The 21,720-nt window shown below is 69.5% G+C and carries 24 protein-coding genes; 14 read left to right on the top strand and 10 right to left on the bottom strand.

Features of this window, described 5'->3' with window-relative positions; all coding sequences use genetic code 11:
* Window positions 1–176 precede the first annotated feature (176 nt).
* Window positions 177–1,514 (bottom strand): MATE family efflux transporter, encoded by a 1,338-nt coding sequence (locus AB0H82_RS13950; RefSeq protein ID WP_362992212.1) that lies wholly within the window; start codon window positions 1,512–1,514, stop codon window positions 177–179.
* A gap of 460 nt (window positions 1,515–1,974) precedes the next feature.
* Between AB0H82_RS13950 and dnaB the strand changes: the two genes are divergently transcribed.
* The 3 genes from dnaB (at window position 1,975) to AB0H82_RS13935 (ending at window position 5,029) form a co-directional block, all read left to right on the top strand.
* Window positions 1,975–3,450, top strand: a complete 1,476-nt coding sequence (gene dnaB, locus AB0H82_RS13945; protein WP_030780096.1) for a replicative DNA helicase — start codon at window positions 1,975–1,977, stop codon at window positions 3,448–3,450.
* A gap of 95 nt (window positions 3,451–3,545) precedes the next feature.
* The gene (locus AB0H82_RS13940; protein WP_362992210.1) at window positions 3,546–4,154 is read left to right on the top strand and encodes a WHG domain-containing protein; all 609 of its coding nucleotides are present in this window, start codon (window positions 3,546–3,548) and stop codon (window positions 4,152–4,154) included.
* A complete protein-coding gene (locus AB0H82_RS13935; RefSeq protein WP_362992208.1) occupies window positions 4,151–5,029 on the top strand; it encodes an alpha/beta hydrolase in 879 nt (292 codons plus the stop codon). Before AB0H82_RS13940 ends, AB0H82_RS13935 begins: the two co-directional genes overlap by 4 nt.
* Window position 5,030: 1 nt before the next feature.
* Here the strand turns inward: AB0H82_RS13935 and AB0H82_RS13930 are convergent, their stop codons facing one another.
* Together AB0H82_RS13930 and AB0H82_RS13925 are read right to left on the bottom strand one after the other, a co-directional pair.
* Window positions 5,031–5,765, bottom strand: coding sequence for a dienelactone hydrolase family protein (locus AB0H82_RS13930; RefSeq protein ID WP_362992206.1), 735 nt, complete (start codon window positions 5,763–5,765; stop codon window positions 5,031–5,033).
* A 155-nt stretch (window positions 5,766–5,920) separates the two neighbouring features.
* The gene (locus AB0H82_RS13925) at window positions 5,921–6,874 is read right to left on the bottom strand and encodes an SDR family NAD(P)-dependent oxidoreductase (RefSeq protein ID WP_362992204.1); all 954 of its coding nucleotides are present in this window, start codon (window positions 6,872–6,874) and stop codon (window positions 5,921–5,923) included.
* A gap of 71 nt (window positions 6,875–6,945) precedes the next feature.
* Here AB0H82_RS13925 and AB0H82_RS13920 point away from each other — a divergent pair, with 71 nt between their 5' ends.
* The 3 genes from AB0H82_RS13920 to AB0H82_RS13910 all read left to right on the top strand — a co-directional run bounded on the left by AB0H82_RS13920 (window position 6,946) and on the right by AB0H82_RS13910 (window position 9,401).
* Window positions 6,946–7,437, top strand: a complete 492-nt coding sequence (locus tag AB0H82_RS13920; RefSeq protein ID WP_362992202.1) for a MerR family transcriptional regulator — start codon at window positions 6,946–6,948, stop codon at window positions 7,435–7,437.
* A 64-nt stretch (window positions 7,438–7,501) separates the two neighbouring features.
* The gene (locus AB0H82_RS13915) at window positions 7,502–7,966 is read left to right on the top strand and encodes a carboxymuconolactone decarboxylase family protein (RefSeq protein WP_362992200.1); all 465 of its coding nucleotides are present in this window, start codon (window positions 7,502–7,504) and stop codon (window positions 7,964–7,966) included.
* 58 nt (window positions 7,967–8,024) lie between these two features.
* The gene (locus tag AB0H82_RS13910; protein ID WP_362992198.1) at window positions 8,025–9,401 is read left to right on the top strand and encodes a serine hydrolase domain-containing protein; all 1,377 of its coding nucleotides are present in this window, start codon (window positions 8,025–8,027) and stop codon (window positions 9,399–9,401) included.
* A 111-nt stretch (window positions 9,402–9,512) separates the two neighbouring features.
* Here the strand turns inward: AB0H82_RS13910 and AB0H82_RS13905 are convergent, their stop codons facing one another.
* Entirely contained in the window at window positions 9,513–9,965 is a 453-nt protein-coding gene (locus AB0H82_RS13905) for a GNAT family N-acetyltransferase (protein WP_362992197.1), read from the bottom strand.
* Window positions 9,966–10,027: 62 nt separating this feature from the next.
* Window positions 10,028–10,486, bottom strand: coding sequence for a MarR family transcriptional regulator (locus tag AB0H82_RS13900; protein ID WP_362992195.1), 459 nt, complete (start codon window positions 10,484–10,486; stop codon window positions 10,028–10,030).
* A 139-nt stretch (window positions 10,487–10,625) separates the two neighbouring features.
* Between AB0H82_RS13900 and AB0H82_RS13895 the strand changes: the two genes are divergently transcribed.
* Complete coding sequence (locus AB0H82_RS13895) at window positions 10,626–11,834, top strand: MFS transporter (RefSeq protein ID WP_362992193.1); 1,209 nt, start codon at window positions 10,626–10,628, stop codon at window positions 11,832–11,834.
* An 82-nt stretch (window positions 11,835–11,916) separates the two neighbouring features.
* On the top strand, window positions 11,917–12,348 hold the full coding sequence (locus AB0H82_RS13890) for a heme-binding protein (RefSeq protein WP_362992191.1): 432 nt from the start codon (window positions 11,917–11,919) through the stop codon (window positions 12,346–12,348).
* A 50-nt stretch (window positions 12,349–12,398) separates the two neighbouring features.
* On the opposite strand, the gene AB0H82_RS13885 is transcribed toward AB0H82_RS13890, so the two are convergent.
* Window positions 12,399–13,268, bottom strand: coding sequence for a GNAT family N-acetyltransferase (locus AB0H82_RS13885; protein WP_362992189.1), 870 nt, complete (start codon window positions 13,266–13,268; stop codon window positions 12,399–12,401).
* 213 nt (window positions 13,269–13,481) lie between these two features.
* On the opposite strand from AB0H82_RS13885, the gene AB0H82_RS13880 reads away from it, so the two are divergent.
* On the top strand, window positions 13,482–14,114 hold the full coding sequence (locus tag AB0H82_RS13880; protein ID WP_362992188.1) for an HAD-IB family phosphatase: 633 nt from the start codon (window positions 13,482–13,484) through the stop codon (window positions 14,112–14,114).
* A 401-nt stretch (window positions 14,115–14,515) separates the two neighbouring features.
* Window positions 14,516–15,970 (top strand): globin domain-containing protein, encoded by a 1,455-nt coding sequence (locus AB0H82_RS13875; RefSeq protein ID WP_362992186.1) that lies wholly within the window; start codon window positions 14,516–14,518, stop codon window positions 15,968–15,970.
* 7 nt (window positions 15,971–15,977) lie between these two features.
* On the opposite strand, the gene AB0H82_RS13870 is transcribed toward AB0H82_RS13875, so the two are convergent.
* The 4 genes from AB0H82_RS13870 to AB0H82_RS13855 form a co-directional block, all read right to left on the bottom strand.
* A complete protein-coding gene (locus tag AB0H82_RS13870) occupies window positions 15,978–16,457 on the bottom strand; it encodes an NUDIX hydrolase (RefSeq protein ID WP_362992184.1) in 480 nt (159 codons plus the stop codon).
* Between the two features lie 59 nt (window positions 16,458–16,516).
* Window positions 16,517–17,422 (bottom strand): LysR family transcriptional regulator, encoded by a 906-nt coding sequence (locus AB0H82_RS13865; protein WP_362992182.1) that lies wholly within the window; start codon window positions 17,420–17,422, stop codon window positions 16,517–16,519.
* Window positions 17,423–17,660: 238 nt separating this feature from the next.
* On the bottom strand, window positions 17,661–18,863 hold the full coding sequence (locus AB0H82_RS13860; protein ID WP_362992180.1) for a cystathionine gamma-lyase: 1,203 nt from the start codon (window positions 18,861–18,863) through the stop codon (window positions 17,661–17,663).
* A gap of 91 nt (window positions 18,864–18,954) precedes the next feature.
* Entirely contained in the window at window positions 18,955–19,335 is a 381-nt protein-coding gene (locus AB0H82_RS13855) for a phage holin family protein (RefSeq protein ID WP_362992178.1), read from the bottom strand.
* A 65-nt stretch (window positions 19,336–19,400) separates the two neighbouring features.
* On the opposite strand from AB0H82_RS13855, the gene AB0H82_RS13850 reads away from it, so the two are divergent.
* From AB0H82_RS13850 to AB0H82_RS13835, 4 genes are all read left to right on the top strand, one after another.
* Complete coding sequence (locus AB0H82_RS13850; RefSeq protein WP_362992176.1) at window positions 19,401–19,718, top strand: cupin domain-containing protein; 318 nt, start codon at window positions 19,401–19,403, stop codon at window positions 19,716–19,718.
* Window positions 19,719–19,961: 243 nt separating this feature from the next.
* A complete protein-coding gene (locus tag AB0H82_RS13845) occupies window positions 19,962–20,183 on the top strand; it encodes a DUF5326 family protein (RefSeq protein ID WP_362992174.1) in 222 nt (73 codons plus the stop codon).
* Between the two features lie 257 nt (window positions 20,184–20,440).
* On the top strand, window positions 20,441–21,166 hold the full coding sequence (locus AB0H82_RS13840; protein ID WP_362992172.1) for an IclR family transcriptional regulator C-terminal domain-containing protein: 726 nt from the start codon (window positions 20,441–20,443) through the stop codon (window positions 21,164–21,166).
* Window positions 21,167–21,269: 103 nt separating this feature from the next.
* Window positions 21,270–21,707 (top strand): SsgA family sporulation/cell division regulator, encoded by a 438-nt coding sequence (locus AB0H82_RS13835; RefSeq protein WP_362992171.1) that lies wholly within the window; start codon window positions 21,270–21,272, stop codon window positions 21,705–21,707.
* Window positions 21,708–21,720 lie beyond the last annotated feature (13 nt).

Here is a 21,720-nt window from a genome sequence, read left to right as displayed (position 1 = left end):
ACCCGCTCACCCACCCGCGTACTAAGGCAGGGGCGGGGCCGGGGGGAAGGGGCCCCCCCCCCCCCAACGAGTACCCAAGGTACCCCCCCCCCCCCCCCATGGGGCCCCCCCCCCCGTGGGGGGGCCCCCCCAACGTGCTTCCCGAGACAGTGCTCGGGCTGTTTCACGTGAAACGCTCAGCGCGTGGCGCCCGTGACGATCCAGCGGCCGGAGCGGGAGCGCAGCCACAAGGTCACCATGCGTACCGCCATCATCAGGGTCATCGCTCCCCACAGCGCGGTCAGGCCGCCGCCGAACGTGGGGACGAGCAGGGCGACGGGGGTGAAGACCGCCAGCGTGACGATCATTGCCCAGGCGAGGTACGGTCCGTCGCCCGCGCCCATCAGGACGCCGTCGAGGACGAAGACGATGCCGCAGATCGGCTGAGCGAGGGCGACCACGACGAGGGCGGGCAGCGCTGTGTCCTGGACGGTGGCGTCGCTGGTGAAGAGCGGAATGAACAACGGCCGTGCGAGCACGACGAGCAGGCCGAGCACGACACCTGAGGCGATGCCCCACTGCACCATCCGACGGCAGACGGCGCGTGCGCCGTCCCGGTCCCCGGCGCCCAGATAGCGGCCGATGATCGCCTGACCTGCGATGGCGATGGCGTCGAGCGCGAAGGCCAGCAAACTCCACAGGGACAGCACGATCTGGTGGGCGGCGATGTCGGAATCGCCGAGGCGGGCCGCCACCGCGGTCGCGATCATCAGGATGGCCCGCAGCGAGAGCGTGCGGACCAGAAGTGGCGCACCGGCTTGGGCGCAGGCCCGGATCCCGGCGGCGTCGGGCCGGAGCGAGGCGCCGTGCTGCTTGGCACCGCGGACGACGACGAAGAGGTAGACGGCGGCCATGCCGCACTGGGCGATGACGGTGCCCCAGGCGGAGCCGGCGATGCCGAGGTCGGCGCCGTAGACCAGACCGACGTTCAGGACGGCGTTGGCGACGAAGCCCCCGATCGCGACGTACAGCGGGGTCTTGGTGTCCTGGAGGCCGCGGAGCACACCGGTGGCGGCGAGCACGACGAGCATGGCCGGGATGCCGAGCGAGGAGATCCGCAGATAGGTGATGGCGTAGGGGGCCGCGGTCTCCGAGGCGCCGAACAGATCCACCAGGGCGGGTGCCGTGGGCAGGACCACAGCGATGACCGCGGCTCCGAGGAGCAGGGCGAGCCAGATACCGTCCATGCCCTGCCGGATGGCGGACTGGAGGTCGCCTGCGCCGACCCTGCGGGCGACGACGCCCGTGGTGGCGTACGCGAGAAAGACGAAGATGCTCACCGCGGTGGTGAGGAGTGCCGAGGCGACACCGAGACCGGCGAGCTGGGCGGTGCCGAGGCGCCCGACGATGGCGCTGTCGGCCAGGACGAAGAGGGGCTCGGCGACGAGCGCGCCGAAGGCGGGTACGGCGAGCGCGATGATCTCTCGGTCGTGCCGTCGCCGAGCGGCCTTGGGCGCCGCGGGAGCCTGTGTCATGGACACCAATGTAATCTTCCACAGGTAAGAGATGCAATGTTCTTTAGACCCTTACCTGAGTTGGGGCTCGGCGCCCGCTCGTACGCGTTTTGCGACGATCTTGGTCCGAGTGGGAAAGTTTTTCTTCTGCACAGCCGGTGGATGGGAAAGATGCAGGTCAGAGGCGCTTTCTTAAACTGGCTGAGTGCTTGTTCACAGGGCTGTCCACCGGCCCGTGCACAGGTTTGGCGGAGTTCTCCACAGCATCGGGCCCGTCATCCACACCGCCTGTGGATAACCAGATTGGCTGACGGTGCCCACAGGCCTACCGTGGTCCGGCGCCCGCCTCGTCGTACGACCTCGGAAACCCCGTAAAACCGACGCGTCAGAACCGGAGTTGGGCCCCCTTATTTGTCAGTGTCGTGCCTTAGGAAAGAGGGGCACGGCGAGGTCCGCGCGGCGGACGGGAGGAGGTGGCCCGGTGAGTATCTCCGAGCCTTTGGACGACCCCTGGGCCGACAGCGGTCCCAGTGACCGTCTGCCCGTCTCCCGCCAGCGCCGCGACGGAGGCCGGGGCCGCGACGAGCAGCACGAGCGCGGCCGTGAGGGCGGCTGGGACGGCGGGGGTTCGTCGTTCGAGCGCGTCCCCCCGCAGGATCTCGACGCGGAGCAGTCGGTGCTCGGCGGCATGCTGCTCTCCAAGGACGCCATCGCCGATGTCGTCGAGGTCCTCAAGGGCCACGACTTCTACCGTCCGGCGCACGAGACGATCTACGCCTCGATCCTCGACCTCTACGCGAAGGGCGAGCCGGCCGACCCGATCACCGTGGCGGCCGAGCTCACCAAGCGCGGTGAGATCACCAAGGTCGGCGGCGCATCGTATCTGCACACCCTGGTCCAGACGGTCCCGACGGCGGCGAACGCCGAGTACTACGCGGAGATCGTCCACGAGCGCGCGGTGCTGCGCCGGCTCGTCGAGGCCGGCACCCGCATCACCCAGATGGGATACGCGGCCGACGGCGACGTCGACGAGATCGTCAACAGCGCCCAGGCCGAGATCTACGCGGTCACCGAGCAGCGCACCACCGAGGACTATCTGCCGCTCGGCGACATCATGGAGGGCGCTCTCGACGAGATCGAGGCGATCGGCTCGCGCTCGGGGGAGATGACCGGTGTGCCCACCGGCTTCACCGACCTCGACCAGCTCACCAACGGCCTGCACCCCGGCCAGATGATCATCATCGCGGCCCGACCCGCCATGGGTAAGTCGACGCTGGCCCTGGACTTCGCGCGCGCCTGTTCGATCAAGCACAACATGCCGAGCGTGATCTTCTCGCTCGAAATGGGGCGCAACGAGATCGCGATGCGCCTGCTGTCCGCCGAGGCCCGTGTGGCCCTGCACCACATGCGCTCCGGCACCATGACGGACGAGGACTGGACGCGCCTCGCCCGACGCATGCCGGACGTCTCGGCCGCCCCCCTCTACATCGACGACTCGCCGAACCTGTCGATGATGGAGATCCGCGCGAAGTGCCGACGCCTCAAGCAGCGCAATGACCTGAAGCTCGTCGTCATCGACTATCTGCAGCTGATGCAGTCCGGCGGTTCCAAGCGGGCCGAGAGCCGCCAGCAGGAAGTCTCGGACATGTCGCGAAACCTGAAGCTCCTGGCCAAGGAGCTGGAGCTGCCGGTGATCGCGCTCTCGCAGCTGAACCGTGGCCCCGAGCAGCGCACCGACAAGAAGCCCATGGTCTCCGACCTGCGTGAATCCGGCTCGATCGAGCAGGACGCGGACATGGTGATCCTGCTGCACCGCGAAGACGCGTACGAGAAGGAGTCGCCTCGCGCGGGCGAGGCGGACATCATCGTCGGCAAGCACCGTAACGGCCCCACGGCGACGATCACCGTCGCCTTCCAGGGCCACTACTCGCGCTTCGTGGACATGGCACAGACCTGATCCCGCGCTGAACCGCCTATTGGGCCTCTTCCTGCCTGGCTTTCCTAGGAGTCCTAGGATAGAACTAGGGTCTCAAGGATGTGAGGAGGGTGGGCATGGCGCGGGCCGGGCTGACGGCGGAGCGGGTGACGATCGCGGGCGCTGAGCTGGCGGACGACGTCGGGCTCGACCAGGTGACGATGTCGCAGGTGGCGCGGCGGCTGGGCGTGAAGGACGCGAGCCTCTACACGCACGTCCGCGGTCTGGAGGATCTGCGTGGCCGGATCGCGCTGCTGGCGGCGGACGAGAAGACCATTCGCATCGCTGAGGCTACCGCCGGACTGGCGGGCAGGGACGCGCTGGTCGCGTTCGCCGACGCCTGGCGGGAGTACGCCCGTGAACATCCGGGTCGCTACGCGGCGACGCAGACCTCGATCCGGATCGACCCCGAGCTGGCCGCGAAGGCGCCCGGACCGCGGCGCGCGGTCGAGCTGACGTACGGCATGCTGCGCGGTTACGGCCTGGCCGAGCCCGACCTGACCGACGCGGTCCGGTTGCTGCGCAGCACGTTCCACGGGTTCGTCGCCCTGGAGGCGGCGGGTGGGTTCGCGCACGAGCGTTCGCCGCAGCAGTCCTGGGTCCGCGCGCTCGATGCCCTGCACACCCTCCTGGAGCACTGGCCTCCGCCCCAAGAGCCCATGTTCGGAGAAGGAGACTCCTCATGACCACGCCGACCATCGGCAGGCTGCGCGTGAAGGGCGCGACCCTCCACTACGAAGTGCGTGGCCGGGGCCCGCTCCTGCTGCTGATCCCCGGTGGGACGGGTGGCGCGGCTTCGTTCGACGGCATCGTCGACGACCTGGCCACGGAGTACACCGTCGCGACCTACGATCCGCGCGGCATGTCCCGAAGCACGCTGGACGACCCCGAGGCCGAGCAGCGAGTGGCCGACCACGCCGATGACGCCTTCCGGATGCTGGAGTTGCTGTCGCCCGCTGAACCCGCTCGCGTACTCGGCGTCAGCTCGGGCGCGATCGTCGCCCTGCACCTGGTCACAGCTCATCCCGAATGCGTCGAACGGGTCGTGGCACATGAGCCGCCGATGGTGGAGGTCCTGCCGGACGCTCCCGAGCACCGCGTGCTCATCGCACGCGTGCAGGAGACGTTCCGCACTCAGGGGCTCATGCCGGCTATGGCTGTGTTCGCAGCGGGTCTGAAGAAGGACGACAACACCAGTGAGCCGAAGGCCGAGACGGGGACGGAAGCGGAGGCGGAGGCGGAGGTGAAACTTCCGCCGCAAGCAGCGGCGCGGGCCGAGCAGACGATGGCCAACCTGCCGTACTTCGTCGGACGCATCGTGCCGAGCTTCATGTCCTACGTCCCGGACCTCCACCGGCTGGAAGCACTGTCGGACCGCCTTGTGCTCGCCTGCGGTCAGGACTCGCGCGGCGAGTTGCCGTACCGCCCGGCCGCACTGCTGGCCGAGCGTTTCGGCATCGAACTTCAGCGCTTCCCAGGTGGGCACACCGGTCTGACCACGCACCCCGCCGAGTTCGCCGCGTGCCTGCGGAAGGCCCTCCACACCTTCGCCCGGCCCTGACTCACTCCGTCAGGGGCAGGCACTCGGCGAGCAGGCCGACGATGTCGCGCCAGGCCCGTTGCGCGTGTCGCGGGTGGTGACCGACGCCGGGGAGGACGGCCTGGTCGACCGGCGGGTGGTGGAAGGCGTGCAAGGCTCCGCCGTAGACCACGATGCGCCAGTCGATGCCCGCGGCCTGCATCTCGGCGGCGAAGGCGTCCCGTTGCTCGGCGGGCATGATCGGGTCCTCCGACCCGACCCCGGCCCACACGGGGCAACGGATGTGCGCCGCCTCGCCCGGACGGCCCGTGGTCAGTGCGTTGACCGTCCCGATCACGCGCAGGTCGACGCCGTCGCGGCCGAGTTCCAGGGCGATCGCGCCCCCGGTGCCGTAGCCGATGGCGGCGATCCGGTCGGGGTCGGTCCGGGGTTCGGCACGCAGCACATCGAGGGCGGCGTGGCCGATCTCCCGCATCCGGTCCGGGGAGGCGAGCAGGGGCATCGCGTGCGCCAGCATCTCCTCCGGGTCGGTGAACCAGCGCCCGCCGTTGATGTCGAAGGCCAGTGCCACGTATCCCAGCTCGGCGAGGGCGTCTGCCCGGCGGCGCTGGAAGTCGTTCAGACCCGTCCCCTCGGGGCCGATCAGGACCGCGGGCCTGCGGTCGACTCCGGCGGGGAGGGCGAGGTGCCCGACCATCGTCAGACCGTCTGCCGGATATTCGACCGTGCGCGTTGTGACCATTGGGACCGTTGTCATGGGACCGGACTGTAGTGATCGTCGAGGCCCGGTCGGGCACATATCTTCCGTCGGCAGAACAGTGTGGGTATCGGGCCTGGGACGGGCACTATGGAGGGCTCTGATGCGTGGCCCTCACCGATCTGCTCACCGATCCGAAACCGATCAGGAACTGATCAGAAGGCGCTGAGTCCGGTGAGTTCGCAGGACAGGTCCCAGAGGCGGGTTGCCGCGTCCGGGTCGACGGCCCAGGGCTTGACGCCGCCGATCAGCATGTCGTCGGTGGTGGCCGACTCGGCGATGTCGCAGTCCTGGCAGTACGCCCCGCCGCGGCCGTCCAGGAGAGGTGAGGTCGCCGCCCACAGGGCTGTCGCCGCGCCCTGCTCGGGGGTCTTGAAGCCGGCTGCCGGTGTGCCGTCCGGAGTCACCCAGCCCTGCGTGAGCCACTCCTCGCGGGGGATGTGGCGTTGCAGCGGGGTGAGGATGCTGCCGGGGTGTACGGCGAAGGCGTGCAGGCCGCGGTCGGAACCGAGGCGGTCGAGGTGCAGGGCGAAGAGGGCGTTGGCGGTCTTGGACTGGGCGTAGGCCAGCCATCGGTCGTAGCCCGTGCGGAAGTGCGGGTCCGCCCAGCGGATGTCGGACAGGAAGTGACCGGAGGAGGTGACGGCCACGACGCGGGCCCCGCCAGGCGCGAAGGCCGGGCGCAGGCGGTGGGTCAGTGCGAAGTGCCCGAGGTGGTTGACGGCGAAGTGCGCTTCCCAGCCGGGGCCGACGCGTGTCTCGGGGCAGGCCATCACGCCGGCGCCGTTGATGAGGAGGTCGAGGGAGCGGCCGGTTTCCAGGAAGCGATCGGCGAAGACGCGGACACTCTCCGGATCCGCGAGGTCGAGGGCGTGCACCTCTGTCCGGGGAGTGCCGCGCAGAGCGTTCTCGGCGGTCTCGGGGTGGCGGGCGGGGACGACGACGTGCGCGCCCGCGCGGACGAGTGCGTGAGTGGTCGCGAGGCCGAGACCGGAGTATCCGCCGGTCACCAGAGCGGTGATTCCTGCCAGGTCCTTGCCTGCGAGGACGTCGTCGGCCGTGCTGAGGGCGTTGAATCCGGAGCCGGTCTTCTGCTGTTCGGTGATCATGCCGGCGACGCTAAAACCTAGAGCGCGAGCTAGGTCAAGGCCGTGGGACAGGGGCCGGGTACGGTCGGGGCATGAGCGGGGATGCGGGCCATGCGCCCGGGGGAAGGCCCGATGAGGTGGGCCGGGGCACGGGTGGGCTGTCCATCGGGAAGGTCGCAGAGGCGACCGGCCTGAGCGTGCACGCCCTGCGGTTCTTCGAGCGTGAAGGGCTCTTCCTGCGTGAGATCCCGCGCTCCGGCGGTGGCCGACGCGTCTATGACCAGGCGGACGTGGACTGGCTCCAGCTGTGCGGGCGGCTGCGGGACTCGGGCATGCCGATCGCCACGATCAGGAGGTTCGCGGCGCTCGTACGCTCGGGGCCGGGAAACGAACCGGACCGCCTCGCACTGCTCCAGGAGCACGAGCGTGCCGTACGCGCGAAGATCGACGACCTCGACGCCTGTCTGGACGTCATCCACGGCAAGGTCGTCACCTACGAGCAGCACCTGCGTGACGGGACGGCCGCCGGGCTCTGGTCGCCCGCGCCGCTCACACTCCCGCGTCGCGATTCGTCGGTGCAGTGACGGACCACCACGACGCCTCCGCGGCAGACAGCGGCGCCGGGCAGACGCTTGAGGAGAAAACTCAATGCAGGCTCGTATGCAGCACCCCGCCCTGCTCATCCCTGAGGCCATGAAGGCCTTGCTGACCCTGTCGAAGGTCATCAGGAAGCAGGGTCTGCCCCAGGCGACCATCGAGCTGGTGCAGCTGCGCGTGAGCCAGATCAACGGAAGCAGCGTCTGCGTGGCCGGGAACGCACGCAGTGCCGCCGCGGCGGGTGCCACCGTCGAGCAGCGCTCAGCGGTGGCCGCCTGGCGGAACACTCCCTGCTTCACCGCTGCGGAACGCTCCGCCCTCGCCCTCGCGGAGGCCGCCACCCGCCTCGCCGACCGGCCCGACCCGGTGCCGAAAGCGATCTGGGACGAGGCCGCGAAACACTTCACCGAGCGGGAGCTGGCGGCGCTCGTCCTCGCCATCGGAGCGGCCAACATGTTCAACCGGATCAACATCACGACGCGACGGATCGCAGGGGCACAGCCCTGGGAGAGCTGATGGGCCGACGCCCTCGAATTCGCTCGACGCATGCGCGTCTCCCGGGTGAACTGGTCCCATGACGACACCTCACGAAGAGTTGCTCCCCTCCACCCGCCGAGCCCTGCTGCACCGCGTCGCCACCGCGCAGGTGGAGGGCCGGACCCCGTCACTGGCCGCCGCGGTGGCCCGGGACGGTGCGTTGGTGTGGAGCGGCGGCCGCAGCATGGTGGACGGGCACGAGCCGGACGAGAACGTCCAGTACCGCATCGGTTCGATCACCAAGACCTTCACCGCCGTCCTGGTCATGCGGTTGCGCGACGAGGGTGTGCTGGACCTCGGCGATCCGCTGGAGAAGCACCTGCCGGGCACCGGCGCGGGGGAGGCCACGATCGCCGAACTCCTCGCGCACACCGGCGGGCTGGCGGCCGAGACCCCTGGTGAGTGGTGGGAGCGCACCCCGGGATCGACCCGCCCGGAGCTCACCGATGTCCTGGGGGACGACCCCTTCAAGCACCCCGTCGGCCGACGCTTCCACTACTCCAACCCCGGCTATACGCTGCTCGGTTCGCTGGTGGAGGCCTTGCGGGGCGCCCCGTGGGAGGAGGTGCTGCGCCGCGAAGTGCTGGAGCCGCTCGGGTTGACTCGCACGAGTGCTCAGCCGCAGGACCCGCATGCCGGTGGTTGGGCCGTGCATCCCTGGGCGGACGTGATGATGCCGGAGCCCGTCGAAGATCTGGGGCTGATGGCTCCGGCCGGCCAGTTGTGGTCCACGACGGCGGATCTGGTGCGCTTCGGATCCTTCCTGGTGAAGGGCGACGACCGGGTTCTCAGCGTGGATTCCGTACGGGAGATGCGGACACCGTCGGCTCCGCTGCCCATGGGGGAATGGGACAGGGCGTACGGCCTGGGCGTGGATCTGCTGCGGTGGGAGAGGGGCAGCCTGGCCGGGCACGGAGGGTCGCTGCCCGGCTTCCTCGCCGCCCTGTGGGTGAGCGAGGCGGACGGCATCGCAGCGGTCGCGCTCGCCAACTGCACGTCGGGGCCGCCGGTGGCGGCGCTGGCCGTGGACCTGGTGAAGATCGTGGCCGACGCGGAGCCGCGCATCCCGGAGCCGTGGCGGCCGCTCCCCGAAGTCGAGAAGAGGGTGCTGGAGTTGGCGGGCCCCTGGTACTGGGGGACTCAGGTGCTCGTCCTCCGCCTGGCAGCCGACGGTGGAGTGGAGCTCGGTCCGCTGTCCGGCCAGGGGCGCCAGGCCCGGTTCCGGCCCAACGGCGACGGTACGTGGACGGGGCTCAACGGGTACTACGCCGGTGAGCTGTTGCGGGCGGTACGGCGGCCGGACGGCTCGGTGAGCCACCTCGACCTGGGTTCGTTCGTCTTCACACGCAAGCCGTACGACGAGGGGGCGCCGGTGCCGGGCGGGGTGGACCCGCAGGGGTGGCGCGGCTTCTAGCTCTGGACGGCGCGAGGGCCTGTTTCACGTGAAACAGCGAGGCGTTTCACGTGAAACAGGCCCTGAGTACTTCACGTGAAACAGGCCCTCGCGCCAACCGCAGGAGCAGCCTCAGAGCTGCAGCTTGAAGCCCACGTGCGACGCCGAGAAGCCGAGCCGCTCGTAGAAACGGTGGGCGTCGGTGCGCGTGGCGTCGGAGGTCAGCTGCACCAACTGGCAGCCCTGGCGCCGGGATTCCTCGACGGCCCACTCGATGAACCGCGTGCCGAGGCCACTGCCGCGCTCGTCGGTGTGGACACGCACTCCCTCGATGATCGAGCGGGTGGCCCCCTTCCGGGAGAGACCCGGAACGATCGTGAGCTGGAGTGTGCCGACGACACGGCCCTCGCGCTCGGCGACGACCAGGTGCTGGTTCGGGTCGCCGGCCAGCCGCTCGAACGCCGTCATGTACGGGGTGAGGTCGTCCGGCGACTCGCGCGTGGCGCCCAGGGGGTCATCGGCGAGCATGCCCACGATGGCGGGCAGATCCGCGGCGACAGCAGGGCGTATCTCAAGATCTCCCATGGCCACAGCCTATGCGCATGGCCGCAGCCGCGGAGGCCGTGTGGAGAACGTTGCCCGCGGCCTCACGCCGGTACGCGCAGTGTCTCGACGGCCTTGACCAGCGGGGCGAGCTCGGGATTCCGGGCGGCCTCGTCGAGCGCCTCCCGCAGGGCTGCGTCGTTGGTGGGGCGCGCCTCGGCGAGCAGCGCGGCGCCGGACTCGCTGACGTCCGTGTAGATGCCGCGGCGGTCGGTGGGGCACAGGTAGCGGGACAGCAGGCCGCGCTCCTCAAGCCGGGTCACCAGGCGGGTGGTCGCGCTCTGGCTGAGCACCACGGCGTCGGCGACCTGCTTCATCTGCAGATGGCCGCCTTCGCCGTCGTGCTGGCGGTTGAGGACGTCGAGAAGGCTGTACTCCCGCACGCTGAGGCCGTGCTTGGTCTGGAGGGCACGCTCGACGTGGGCCTCGATCTTCCCGTGGAGCAAGGAGAGGGCGCACCAGCTTTGGGCGAGCGCGGTGAGTGCGGGGTCGGTCGCTGTCATGGCTCTTGTTCCTCCGTCCCGGAGCGGCTGCACCCAGGATAGTCCACCAGTGCAATATCCAGCGGTTGCAACTAGCCCGCGTGTGCAACTATTGTGGACGCACGTTAAGCGCACCTGCAATCGTTTGGAAGGTAGATCCATGCCTCTCGCGCTTCTGGCCCTCGCGATCGGGGCCTTCGGAATCGGGACCACCGAATTCGTGATCATGGGACTGCTTCCCGAGGTCGCGGGTGACTTCGGTGTCTCCATTCCCACCGCAGGCTTCCTCGTGACCGGGTACGCCCTCGGCGTGGTGCTCGGCGCTCCCCTGATGACCGCCCTCGGCACCCGTATCCCGCGCAAGCGGATGCTGATGCTGCTGATGGGCCTCTTCGTCGTCGGCAACCTGCTCTCCGCCGTGGCCCCGGTCTTCGGCGTGATGCTGGCCGGTCGCGTCGTCGCGTCACTCGCCCACGGCGCCTTCTTCGGCATCGGCTCGGTCGTCGCGGCCGAACTGGTCGCTCCCGAGAAGAAGGCGGGCGCGATCGCCATGATGTTCTCGGGTCTCACCGTGGCCAACGTGGTCGGTGTTCCGCTCGGCACGCTCGTCGGCCAGGCCATTGGCTGGCGCGTCACCTTCGTGATCGTCGCCGCCCTCGGCGTCCTCGGTCTCTTCGGCATCGCCAAGCTCGTGCCGGATCTGCCCAAGCCGGAAGGCGTGCGGCTGCGCGACGAGGTGGGCGCCTTCCGCAACGTACAGGTGCTGCTCGCCATGGCGATGACGGTCCTGGGCTTCGGCGGTGTCTTCGCGGCCATCACCTACATCACGCCGATGATGACGGACGTCGCCGGTTACGCGGACTCCTCCGTGACCTGGCTGCTCGTCCTCTTCGGGCTCGGCATGGTCGGCGGCAACCTCGTCGGGGGACGGTTCGCGGACCGCGCGCTGATGCCGATGCTGTACGCGGCGCTGGGCTCCCTCGCCCTCGTGCTCGCCCTGTTCACCCTCACGGCGCACAACAAGATCACGGCCGCCGTCACCATCCTGCTGATCGGCGCCCTGGGCTTCGCGACCGTGCCGCCCCTGCAGAAGCGGGTCCTGGACTACGCATCCGGTGCTCCGACGCTCGCCTCCGCGGTCAACATCGGCGCCTTCAACCTGGGCAACGCGCTGTCGGCCTGGCTCGGTGGCCTCGTCATCTCCGCCGGCCTCGGCTACACCGCCCCGAACTGGGTCGGTGCGGTACTCGCCGCTTCCGCCCTCGTCCTGGCCCTCGTCTCGGCGGCCCTGGAGCGCCGCTCCGGAGGCCCGAGCGTGGTCGTGACAGGCGCGGTACCGGTAGAGCAGCGCACGCCCGTCCATCACTGAGCTATCCCCGCCCCCGGATCAGTCCTCACCCCCAGCCACTGCTCTCCCCCCCCCAACACCACCCGCAAGGAGAAAACCCCTCATGAGCACCACCAAGACCACCACCGCTGTCGCCCCGCTCACCATCGAGGACGCCGAGGCACTCGTCACCACGGCCCGCCGTGCGGCCGAGGAGGCCGGGGTCAGGGTCAGCGTCACCGTCCTCGACGCGGGAGGCCACCTCCTCGCCTTCCGGCGCGACGACCGGGCCGTGCTGATCTCCGGCGAGACCAGCACCCGCAAGGCTTACACCGCCCTCCAGTTGGACGCCTCGACCGCAGACCTCGTCGACACGGTCCAGCCCGGTGGCCTCTTCCACACCCTGCCCACCGCCCTCGACCGTCCGCTGCTCTTCATCGCGGGCGGGGTGCCGGTCCACCGCGACGGCCGCCTGATCGGTGCCATCGGCGTCGGCGGCGGCGCCCCGCAGCAGGACCACGGCTTCGCTACGGCGGCTGCTGAGGCCCTCGCGTAGGGGCATAACGCGCGTACATCAACGTGTGACGTGCGCGCTCGTCGGTCGAATCAGCCCGCCGCGACCGTCAGCGGTGCGAAGCGGCGCGTCCAGTCGCCGGGCAGTTCCGGCGTGCCGTACGCCATCACGGCGTTGAAGGCGATGGACTCAAGGCCGTTCTCCTTCACCCAGGCCAGAAGTTCGGTGTGCCGTACGTCGATGTCGGTGCGCAGAGGGCGGTCGGTACCGGCGCCGAGCGAGGCGATGAGGGCCTTCGCGGTCTCGGTGTCCCGCGCGACGAGCGGCCCGACGACCTGGGTCTCCATGTTGGGCCAAGCCCCCGCGTAGCCGATGATCTCGCCGCCGGCTTCCGCGACCCGCAGCTGGTCGGTGAAGGCGGGGAGCCGGGTGATCACATGCATGCGGTCATGGCCGAACACCTCGGTGTCGAGCCGGAGGATGGCGCCGAGGTCCTCCGCGGTGGCCGGCCTGGTGGCGATGTCGGGCGCGGGCCCCACCGCGGTGAAGTGCCCCTTGACCATCTCGGCCCGGCCGATCACCTTGAAGCCGAGCTGCTCGTAGAGCGGGCGGCCGTTCGGTGTCGCGTGGAGGGTCAGCGGGGTGGTGGCCGCCTCCTCGATGGCGTACTGCATCAGGCGGCGGCCGATGCCCCGGCGGGCGTACCGCTCGGCGACGAGGACCATGCCGATCGCCGCGAGGGCAGGGCGCTGGAGAGGGCCGTACTGGGTCACTACATAGGCACCGATGAGGCTGTCGCCGTCGGGGTCGTCGATGCCGTAACCCGTTCCGGCCGACAGCAGCAGACCCCACTTGTGTTCTTCACGGGGCCAGCCCCGGTCCTCGGACAGGTCGGCGCAGGCCTTGAGGTCGCGGGGGGTCAGTCGGCGGATGGGCAGTGCGGAGAGGGAAGGTGTCGACACGCGGGTCAGGCTGTCTGACGTACAACCTCGGCGTCCACCCGTTTGTGGGCAGAAGCACGTTGCTTTTGGACACCTCGTCATCGGCCACGGTGGATAGGTGCCGGAGGAAGCGGCAGGAAGGGCGGCGACGTTTCACGTGAAACATGGTGGCCACGCAGAGCATCGAGGGGCATCCGAGGGCAGAACCAGCCGTGGGCACTAGCCTCGGCCCACATGGCACGCCTACACCTCTTCGACCTGGACGGGACGCTGCTGCACGGCACGGCGGCCCCCGTGGAGATATCGCGACAGCTCGGCTTGGATGCCGAGATCGCGGAGCTGGAGCGGGAGTTCGTGGCGGGGCACATCGGTTCGCCGGAGTACGCGGTGCGTGTGCACGCGTTGTGGGCGGAGCTCACGGAGGCGCAGGTGACGTCGGCCTTCGACGGGGCACCCTGGCTCTCCGGCATCCAGGAGACCTGGGCCGAGATCCGAGAGGGCGGTGACTACTGCGCGGTGGTCTCCCTCTCGCCGTCGTTCTTCGTGGAGCGGCTCATCGGGTGGGGTGCGCATGCCGCGCACGGTTCGCGTTTTCCCGCCGTGCCGTTCACCCAGCCCGTCGATCCGACGGGCATTCTCAACGCGGCGGCCAAGGTGAAGATCGCGGACCGGCTCTGTGAAGAGTTCGGGGTGGGGCGGAGCGATTGCGTCGCGTACGGCGACTCGCTTTCCGACCTGGAGTTGTTCGGCGTGGTGCCTGTTTCTGTGGCGATCAATGCGGATGAACGGCTGGTGAGCCTCGCCACCCACTCCTATGTCGGGCGGGATCTGCGTAAGGCGTACGAATTGGTCCGGCACGGCCGGTAATTGAGGCAATTGGCAGGCAGGGCCGATGAATTCCGGGCCAAGTTCCGGGCCAAGGGGAGAGGGACTTGTGCGTCCGGCCGCTGCCGGTATGGTCGATCAAGGTTCGGGCCGGTGCGTCTCTGCGCACTCCGGGGGGACGCGCGCAGGTAAATGAAGCCTAACGGGGCAGAGAGATCGAGAGCCCGTACTTCCTGTTATGCGCCTGGCGCGGTGATGTCGAATGGGAAGCTGCGGTGAGGCGGCTGCGGGCAATGTCACATTCTCGACCTACTTGTCCGTAGGGTCCGGGTGCACGGGGTTCAATGTGGCCGTACCGGCCATCGAGGCAGAGCGGGGAACACAGGCAGCTTCCGGCAGGAAGTGCGCAGACCGACCGAGAGATGTTCGAGGCGAGGCACAGCATGGACGCTCCGACCACCGCGTCGGCGGATGACGGTACTTCCGGCGGCGAGGGGGGCTGGTTTACCCCGCGCAGGCCGTCGAAGCGGCCGGAGGACGAGGACAGGCAGCCCTCCGGCACCTCCGCGGCGCCCGTCGAGGAGCCGGCGGACGAGCGAATATCCGCAGCCCCGGCCGTCTCAGGCGCCTCTGCGGTCTCCGCCGCCCTACCGGCGCAGCAGGCCCCGCCTCCCCGGGCAACGACCCCGGAGGCCCTGCCCCTGGAGGTCCCGACTCCGGACACCCCGGCTCCCCAGGCCCAGAACACCTCGCCCCCGATCTCCGCCCCACGGGCGAAGCCGCCGCAGGCCGCGTCCCCCGACGCCGTCCTGGTGCAGCGCACGATGGCGGAGATAGGCCCTGTCGCCGACAAGGTCACCTCGTACTTCTACGCCCTCCTCTTCACCCGGCACCCCGACCTCCGCGCTCTCTTCCCCGCGGCGATGGACGCCCAGCGGGACCGGATCCTCAAGGCCCTGCTGACCGCGGCCGAGCACATCGACCACACCGACGTCCTCGTCTCGTATCTGAAGAATCTCGGGCGCGGCCACCGCAAGTACGGCACCCGTCCTGAGCACTATCCGGCCGTCGGTGAGTGCCTGATCGGCGCGCTGAGCCGGTACGCGGGCGCCGGCTGGGACGAGGAGACCGAGGCCGCCTGGGTCCGGACGTACACGACGATCTCCCAGGTCATGATCGACGCGGCCGCGGAGGACGAACTGCGCGCCCCCGCCTGGTGGTTCGGCGAGGTCGTATCGCACGACCTGAGAACCCCGGACATCGCGGTCGTCACCGTCCGGCCCGACCAGCCGTACCCCTTCCTCGCCGGGCAGTACACCAGCCTGGAGACCCCCTGGTGGCCGCGGGTCTGGCGGCACTACTCCTTCGCGTCGGCCCCCCGCTCCGACGGGCTGCTGTCCTTCCACGTCAAGGCCGTCCCGGCCGGCTGGGTGTCCAACGCCCTCGTGCACCACGCCCGCCCCGGTGACATCCTGCGGCTCGGCCCGCCCACCGGCTCGATGACCGTCGACCACACCACCGACAGCGGCCTGCTCTGTCTGGGCGGCGGCACGGGCATCGCGCCCATCAAGGCGCTCGTCGAGGACGTCGCCGAGCACGGCAGGCGGCGCCCCGTCGAGGTCTTCTACGGCGCACGCACCGATCACGATCTGTACGACATCGACACGATGCTGCGGCTCCAGCAGTCCCACCCCTGGCTGGCCGTTCGCCCGATCGTGGACCAGCGGGCGCAACTGCCGGACGCGGTGCGGGAGTACGGCCCGTGGAACGAGTACGACGCGTATCTCTCGGGACCACCCGGCATGATCCGCAACGGAGTGGACGCCCTGCGGGACATCGGCATCCCCGAGGGCCGGATCCGCCACGACTCCGTCGAGGAACTGGTGGCGTCGGACTAGGCAGGCGCTAGCCCAGGTCGGGGGCGTGCATCGCGCGTACGCCCTCGATGTTGCCGTCGAGGTAGTGCCGGAGCGACAGCGGTACGAGATGGACCGAGGCGATGCCGACCCGTGTGAAGGGCACGTGCACGATCTCGTACTCGCCGCACGGCTCCTCGATCTCGGGGCCGTGCCGCAGGGCGGGGTCCATGGACTCCAGGCGGCAGACGAAGAAGTGCTGCACCTTCACGCCGGCCGCGCCGTCCTCGGCGATGTGCTCCACGGTGTCGACGAAACAGGGCACGACATCGGTGATCTTGGCGCCGAGCTCCTCGTGGACCTCACGGTGGAGCGCGTCGACGACGGAGGCGTCCTCCGCCTCCACGCCGCCGCCCGGGGTGAGCCAGTACGGATCGACACCGGGTTTGGTGCGCTTGATCAGGATCAGGTCGTCGCCGTCCAGCAGGACGGCGCGTGCGGTGCGCTTGACCACGGGTCGGACGGTCATGGGGGAAATGTGGCCCGGACTGTTCCACGTGAAACATCGTGGACCAGCCGCGCCCCCCATCAAGCCCAGCCGGCGGCAGTGCGCAACAGCCACTCGTGCGCCCGCGCGATGTGCGGCATGGCGAGTGTCCCGGTGCGCACCGCCAAGAAGTACGTGCGCAAAGGAGGCACCGCAGGGTCGAGGAGCGTCACGATGTCGCCGCGCTCCAGGGCCGCGGCACACAGGTAGCGGGGCAGCACGGCGAGGCCCGCGCCCGAGACCACGCAGGAGAGGACGGCGCGCAGGTCCGGCACGATGACGGCGCCCGACGCCACGGGGCGGCCGTCGAAGACAGCGGCCCAGTAGCGGGAGACGAACGGCAGCGACTCATGGACCTCGACCACCGGAAGGTTCTCCAGCGGCAGCGATGCCCGGCGGCGCGGTCTGCCGGGTGCGAGACGGGCCGCCCAGGGCTCCCCCGCGACCAGGACGTGCTCCTCGTCGCAGAGCGGTGTCGCGGTGAGCAGCGGGCCGCGCGGCCGGACGGTGGTGATGGCCAGGTCGTGGTGCCCGGCGGAGAGCCCCTCCAGCACCTCCTCGGCGTTGCCGAACGAGACGCGCAGGGCGTGGCTGCGGCCCTCCTGGCCGCTCAGGGCGGTGAGCGCGGGCAGAGCGCGTTCCGCGGTGAACTCGGGCGGTCCGGCGAGGTGCAGGGTGCGTACCGACGAGTCCTCGTCCAGTCCGGCCTCGGCGATCTCCATGAGGGCGTCCAGATGGGGTGCGGCCTTGTGGGCGAGTTCGTCGCCGATGGTCGTGGGGGTCACGCCACGGGCCTGGCGCAGGAAGAGCGGCCGCCCCAACTGCCGTTCCAGCGTCCGGATCTGGGAGGTGACGGCGGGCTGGGAGAGCCCGAGCAGCGCCGCCGCACGCGTGAAGGACCCGGCCCGGTGCACCGTCACGAAGGTGCGCAGCAGGGCCAGGTCCATAGTGACGTTCCTCCCCTTCGTGCCCCAGGGCCCGCTCACTATAAATATGTCGATAGGACTCTGTCGCTACGGTGATTGGACACTGACACAGAGTCAACTAGCCTTGTTGGCGCGGTTCCTCGCGCGCGGAACCGGAACGGTCCGAGCCACGAGGGGGGAGGCTCGGACCGTTCGTTGTACGTAGCCGGGGTGCGGCCTGTCGTACAGGAGGCGTGCTGCGGGCCCGTGTCGGGCGCGGTCAGTCCGTGGATCCGGCCGACTCGTCCAGCGCACGCAGCACATCCGCCACAAGGTCATCAGTGTCCTCGGCTCCCGCGGACAAGCGAATGAAACCCTCCGGAACGGCGTCCCCGCCCCATCGTCCGCGGCGCTCGGCAGTGGACCGCACACCGCCGAAGCTCGTCGCGTCGTCCACCAGGCGCAGGGCTTCGAGGAAACGCTCGGCACGCGCGCGCGTGGGCAGCGTGAAGGAGACCACGCACCCGAAGCGCCGCATCTGCCGCGAGGCGATCTTGTACGACGGGTCGTCGGCCAGCCCGGGATAGCGCAGCCCCGACACCTCGGAGCGGCCTCGCAGCGCCTCGGCGAGGGCCAGTGCGTTCGCGTTCTGCCGGTCGGCGCGCAGCTGCAGCGTGGCCAGCGAGCGGTGGGCGAGCCAGGCCTCCATCGGCCCCGGGATCGCCCCGACGATCTTGCGCCAGCGGCGTACGGAAGCGATCAGCTCCGCGTCGCGGCCGGCCACGTACCCGAGGAGGATGTCGCCGTGGCCCGTGAGCATCTTGGTGCCGCTGGCCACCGCGAAGTCGGCGCCGAGTTCGAGGGGGCGCTGGCCGAGCGGCGTCGCCAGGGTGTTGTCGACCGCCACCAGCACGCCACGCGCGTGTGCCGCGTCGGCGAGCCGCCGAACGTCGCACACGTCGAGTCCGGGGTTGGACGGCGTCTCGATCCACAGCAGCTTCGCCCCGCCCAGGACGTCGAGCTGGGCGTCTTCGCCGGTCGGAGCGGTGCGCACCTCGATGCCGTACGCCGTGAGCTGTTCGCGGACGAGGGGGAGGACCTGGTAGCCGTCATCCGGCAGGACGACCGCGTCGCCGGCACGAAGCTGCGAGAACAGCACCGCCGAGATCGCGGCCATGCCGGAGGCGAAGACCAGCGTTTCGACGTCCGCGCCGGAGTCCGGCGCTTCGAGCTCGCCGATCGCGCGCTCCAGGTGCGTCCAGGTGGGGTTCTCGTCGCGGCCGTAGGCGTAACCGCCCGTGGGATCGCCCGGCAGGTGGAAGTGCGCGGCGAACACCGGGCCGGGCAGCGTCGGCTCGTGCTTCACCGGTTCGGGCAGCCCGACCCGGACCGCGCGCGTGCCGTCGCCGATGCCCGCCGAAGCGCCCCGGCCGCCCTCCGAGCCATCGCCCACAGGCCCGCCTATAGGTCCTGATTCCGTCATGCCGCCCGCCTTTCCACTGCTGCACGTACAGGGCCGAGCAGGCCTTGGCCCGCCGCCTCCACCATTCTCGGCCACATCCGGAAGGCCTCGGTCAGTCCTTGTCGTCGGGGAGGACGACGTTCAGGGCCCAGGACACGATCGAGATGATCAGGCCGCCCAGGACGGCGGTCCAGAAGCCCTCGACATGGAAGCTGACGTCGAACTTGTCGGCCAGCCACGAGGTGAGCAGCAGCATCAGGGCGTTGACCACAAGGGTGATCAGGCCGAGCGTCAGGATGAACAGCGGGAAGGTGAGGACCTTCACCACCGGCTTGACCAGGAAGTTCACCAGCCCGAAGAGCAGGGCGACGACGATGAGCGTGCCCACCTTCTTGCCCGTGCTGTCGCCGGTCAGGGTGATCTTGTCGAGCACCCATACGGCGACGGCCAAGGCCGCGGCGTTGGCGATCGTCTTGACTACGAAATTCTTCATGTGTCTGATCGTGGCAGACATGGGCCGGGAAGGGCCGGCTCACGAGCGAGGGGTGTACGAGGGCGATGAAGGCATTCCGACTGGACGAGCTGGAGGCGGAGCGCGCCGCCAACGACGGCGCCTACCTGCAGTTCCTGCGTGAGCGGAACATGTCGGTCGGGCTGTACGCGCTCAACGCCGGGGAGGCCGATCCACAGCAGCCGCACGGGCAGGACGAGGTCTACATGGTCGTCAGCGGCCGGGCCTCGATCACCGTCGGCATGGAGACCACGCAGGTGGCGCGGGGCAGCGTCATCTATGTGCCGGCCGGTGTCGCCCACAAGTTCCACCACATCAGCGAGGACCTGCGCGTGCTCGTCGTCTTCTCTCCCCCGGAGGCCTGACTCCCGCCGGCCGACGGGCTGGCTCCCTCCGGAGGCTGACCTCTTCAGGGCTGCGACCTCGGGGTTCCCTCAGGGTCGGATCAGGGGAGGACAAGGGCTCCGAGGCCTCCGTGGAGGCCTTCGGCGCCCTAGCATCGAATGCGAGAAGCCGGGAACCTGCAGAGTTTTCAGGAACCGCGCCGATGGAACCGCACCGATGCGAAGAGCGCGGAAGTGCGGACAGAGCGGAGAGAGGTAAGGACGATGGCAGCGAAGGAGATCTTTGCGGGAATGCCGTGGTGGGTGAAGTGGGTGGCCGTGCCGGTCATCGCACTCGTCGTGTTCGGCGGCCTGATAGCGAGCGTTGTCGGATTCGTGGTCAGTCTGCTCTTCAAGGCGCTGATATTCGTAGCGCTGGTCGGTGGACTCATCTACGTCGTACGGAAGTTCATATCCGGCTCCTCGTCATCGCGCACCGACTGGTGACTTTTCGCAACGGTTCCCCCGGCCGGGGGAAGTTTCCCGGTGGGACGGCATGGGGCGATGGCCGAGGATTAGAGTCCGGATTCCGACGCGGGGGTCGGTCTCCGCGTAACGGGCGCACGCTTAGGGAGCGAACCTTGGCCGCGGTCGACCCCACCACTTCACCGGTTGACGACTTCACAGACGGAACAGACGGAACAGACGCCGCAGAGGCGGCCCCCGGAGCCCCTGGAGCCGCCGGGCCGACCCTCATCGGCTCCGTGCAGCGGGCTATACGACTGCTGGAAGCCGCCGCCTCGCATCAAAACGGCGCTCCCGCCAAGCAGTTGGCGCGTGAGGCCGGGCTCGCCCTTCCCACCGCGTATCACCTGCTGCGCACCCTGACCCACGAGGGCTATCTGCGCCGGGAGAAGGGGTTGTTCGTCCTGGGCGAGGCCGCCGAGCGGCTGAGCAGCAGCGGAGCCCAGCAGAACCGGCGCGGCAGGATCGACGACTCCCTGGCGCACTGGCGCGACACCATCGGCGTCCCCGTGTACTTCGCCGTCTACCGGGAGGGCGAGATCGAAATCGTCGCCGTCGCCGACACCCCGGGCAATCCCGCCGTGGAGGAGTGGGCGGACTTCCGGGAGACAGGACATGCCCACGCGATCGGTCAGTGTCTCCTCGGTCAGCTCGACGACGACGCGCGACAGGACCACCTCGACCGCTACCCGGTCCAGTCGATCACGCGCTACTCGGTCCGGGACGACCACACGTTCAAGCGGCGGCTCGAATCGAGGGAGCGGATGCGGCCCGTCGTGGAGCGTCAGGAGTACGCCCTCGGGACGGTCTGCGCGGCGATCCCGATCACAGCGGGTGACACCGCGGCGACCATGGCCATTTCTGTTCCCTCCAGCCAAGCCGACCGGTTGCTGCCCGCAGCCCACCAGTTGCAACGGGAGGTCGGAAAGCTACTAGGGACACTCGCCTTCTCTATCAGCATCTGAAAACTCACTCCTTGTGATCTGATGCGCACGTTGAGCAAGATTCCCTTGGTGCCAGGGAGTTGGTCCCTGGCCAGTTGATGGAGAAGCGACGGGGTAGCGCGCGATGGGCGAGACGGTGCAGGCAGAGGTCATGATGAGCTTCCTCGTTTCCGAGGAGCTGTCGTTCCGTATCCCGGTGGAGCTGCGCTATGAGATCGACGATCCCTATGCCGTGCGGCTGACGTTTCACCTGCCGGGGGACACGCCGGTGACCTGGGCCTTCGGGCGGGAGCTGTTGATCGACGGAGTGGGGAGGCCGTGCGGGGACGGAGACGTGCGTGTCGAGCCGACCGATTCCGGCCTGCTCGACGAGGCCCTCATCAGGCTTCAGGTCGGTGCGGATCGGGCGCTGTTCCGGGTGGGCATCCCACCGCTGCTCGCCTTCCTCGACCGCACGGACAAGTTGGTGCCGCTCGGGCAGGAGCGGGCGCTCGCCGACTTCGAGACGCACCTCGACGAGGCACTCGACCGGATCCTCGCGGAGGAGCAGAACGCGGGCTGATTCGGCGTCGTCA

The sequence above is a fragment of the Streptomyces sp. NPDC050732 genome, assembly GCF_040654255.1.
Classification (GTDB): Bacteria; Actinomycetota; Actinomycetes; order Streptomycetales; family Streptomycetaceae; genus Streptomyces.
The sequence above is the reverse complement of the archived record's forward strand: the minus strand, read 5'-3'. Positions and strand labels throughout refer to the sequence as shown.

Bases quoted from the DNA above. Each gene is read 5' to 3' on its own strand.
- AB0H82_RS13950 (WP_362992212.1), bottom strand. From the start codon at position 1,514: ATGACACAGGCTCCCGCGGCGCCCAAGGCCGCTCGGCGACGGCACGAC.
- AB0H82_RS13940 (WP_362992210.1), top strand. From the start codon at position 3,546: ATGGCGCGGGCCGGGCTGACGGCGGAGCGGGTGACGATCGCGGGCGCT.
- AB0H82_RS13935 (WP_362992208.1), top strand. From the start codon at position 4,151: ATGACCACGCCGACCATCGGCAGGCTGCGCGTGAAGGGCGCGACCCTC.
- AB0H82_RS13930 (WP_362992206.1), bottom strand. From the start codon at position 5,765: ATGACAACGGTCCCAATGGTCACAACGCGCACGGTCGAATATCCGGCA.
- AB0H82_RS13925 (WP_362992204.1), bottom strand. From the start codon at position 6,874: ATGATCACCGAACAGCAGAAGACCGGCTCCGGATTCAACGCCCTCAGC.
- AB0H82_RS13920 (WP_362992202.1), top strand. From the start codon at position 6,946: ATGAGCGGGGATGCGGGCCATGCGCCCGGGGGAAGGCCCGATGAGGTG.
- AB0H82_RS13915 (WP_362992200.1), top strand. From the start codon at position 7,502: ATGCAGGCTCGTATGCAGCACCCCGCCCTGCTCATCCCTGAGGCCATG.
- AB0H82_RS13910 (WP_362992198.1), top strand. From the start codon at position 8,025: ATGACGACACCTCACGAAGAGTTGCTCCCCTCCACCCGCCGAGCCCTG.
- AB0H82_RS13905 (WP_362992197.1), bottom strand. From the start codon at position 9,965: ATGGGAGATCTTGAGATACGCCCTGCTGTCGCCGCGGATCTGCCCGCC.
- AB0H82_RS13900 (WP_362992195.1), bottom strand. From the start codon at position 10,486: ATGACAGCGACCGACCCCGCACTCACCGCGCTCGCCCAAAGCTGGTGC.
- AB0H82_RS13895 (WP_362992193.1), top strand. From the start codon at position 10,626: ATGCCTCTCGCGCTTCTGGCCCTCGCGATCGGGGCCTTCGGAATCGGG.
- AB0H82_RS13890 (WP_362992191.1), top strand. From the start codon at position 11,917: ATGAGCACCACCAAGACCACCACCGCTGTCGCCCCGCTCACCATCGAG.
- AB0H82_RS13880 (WP_362992188.1), top strand. From the start codon at position 13,482: ATGGCACGCCTACACCTCTTCGACCTGGACGGGACGCTGCTGCACGGC.
- AB0H82_RS13875 (WP_362992186.1), top strand. From the start codon at position 14,516: ATGGACGCTCCGACCACCGCGTCGGCGGATGACGGTACTTCCGGCGGC.
- AB0H82_RS13870 (WP_362992184.1), bottom strand. From the start codon at position 16,457: ATGACCGTCCGACCCGTGGTCAAGCGCACCGCACGCGCCGTCCTGCTG.
- AB0H82_RS13865 (WP_362992182.1), bottom strand. From the start codon at position 17,422: ATGGACCTGGCCCTGCTGCGCACCTTCGTGACGGTGCACCGGGCCGGG.
- AB0H82_RS13860 (WP_362992180.1), bottom strand. From the start codon at position 18,863: ATGACGGAATCAGGACCTATAGGCGGGCCTGTGGGCGATGGCTCGGAG.
- AB0H82_RS13855 (WP_362992178.1), bottom strand. From the start codon at position 19,335: ATGAAGAATTTCGTAGTCAAGACGATCGCCAACGCCGCGGCCTTGGCC.
- AB0H82_RS13850 (WP_362992176.1), top strand. From the start codon at position 19,401: ATGAAGGCATTCCGACTGGACGAGCTGGAGGCGGAGCGCGCCGCCAAC.
- AB0H82_RS13845 (WP_362992174.1), top strand. From the start codon at position 19,962: ATGGCAGCGAAGGAGATCTTTGCGGGAATGCCGTGGTGGGTGAAGTGG.
- AB0H82_RS13835 (WP_362992171.1), top strand. From the start codon at position 21,270: ATGGGCGAGACGGTGCAGGCAGAGGTCATGATGAGCTTCCTCGTTTCC.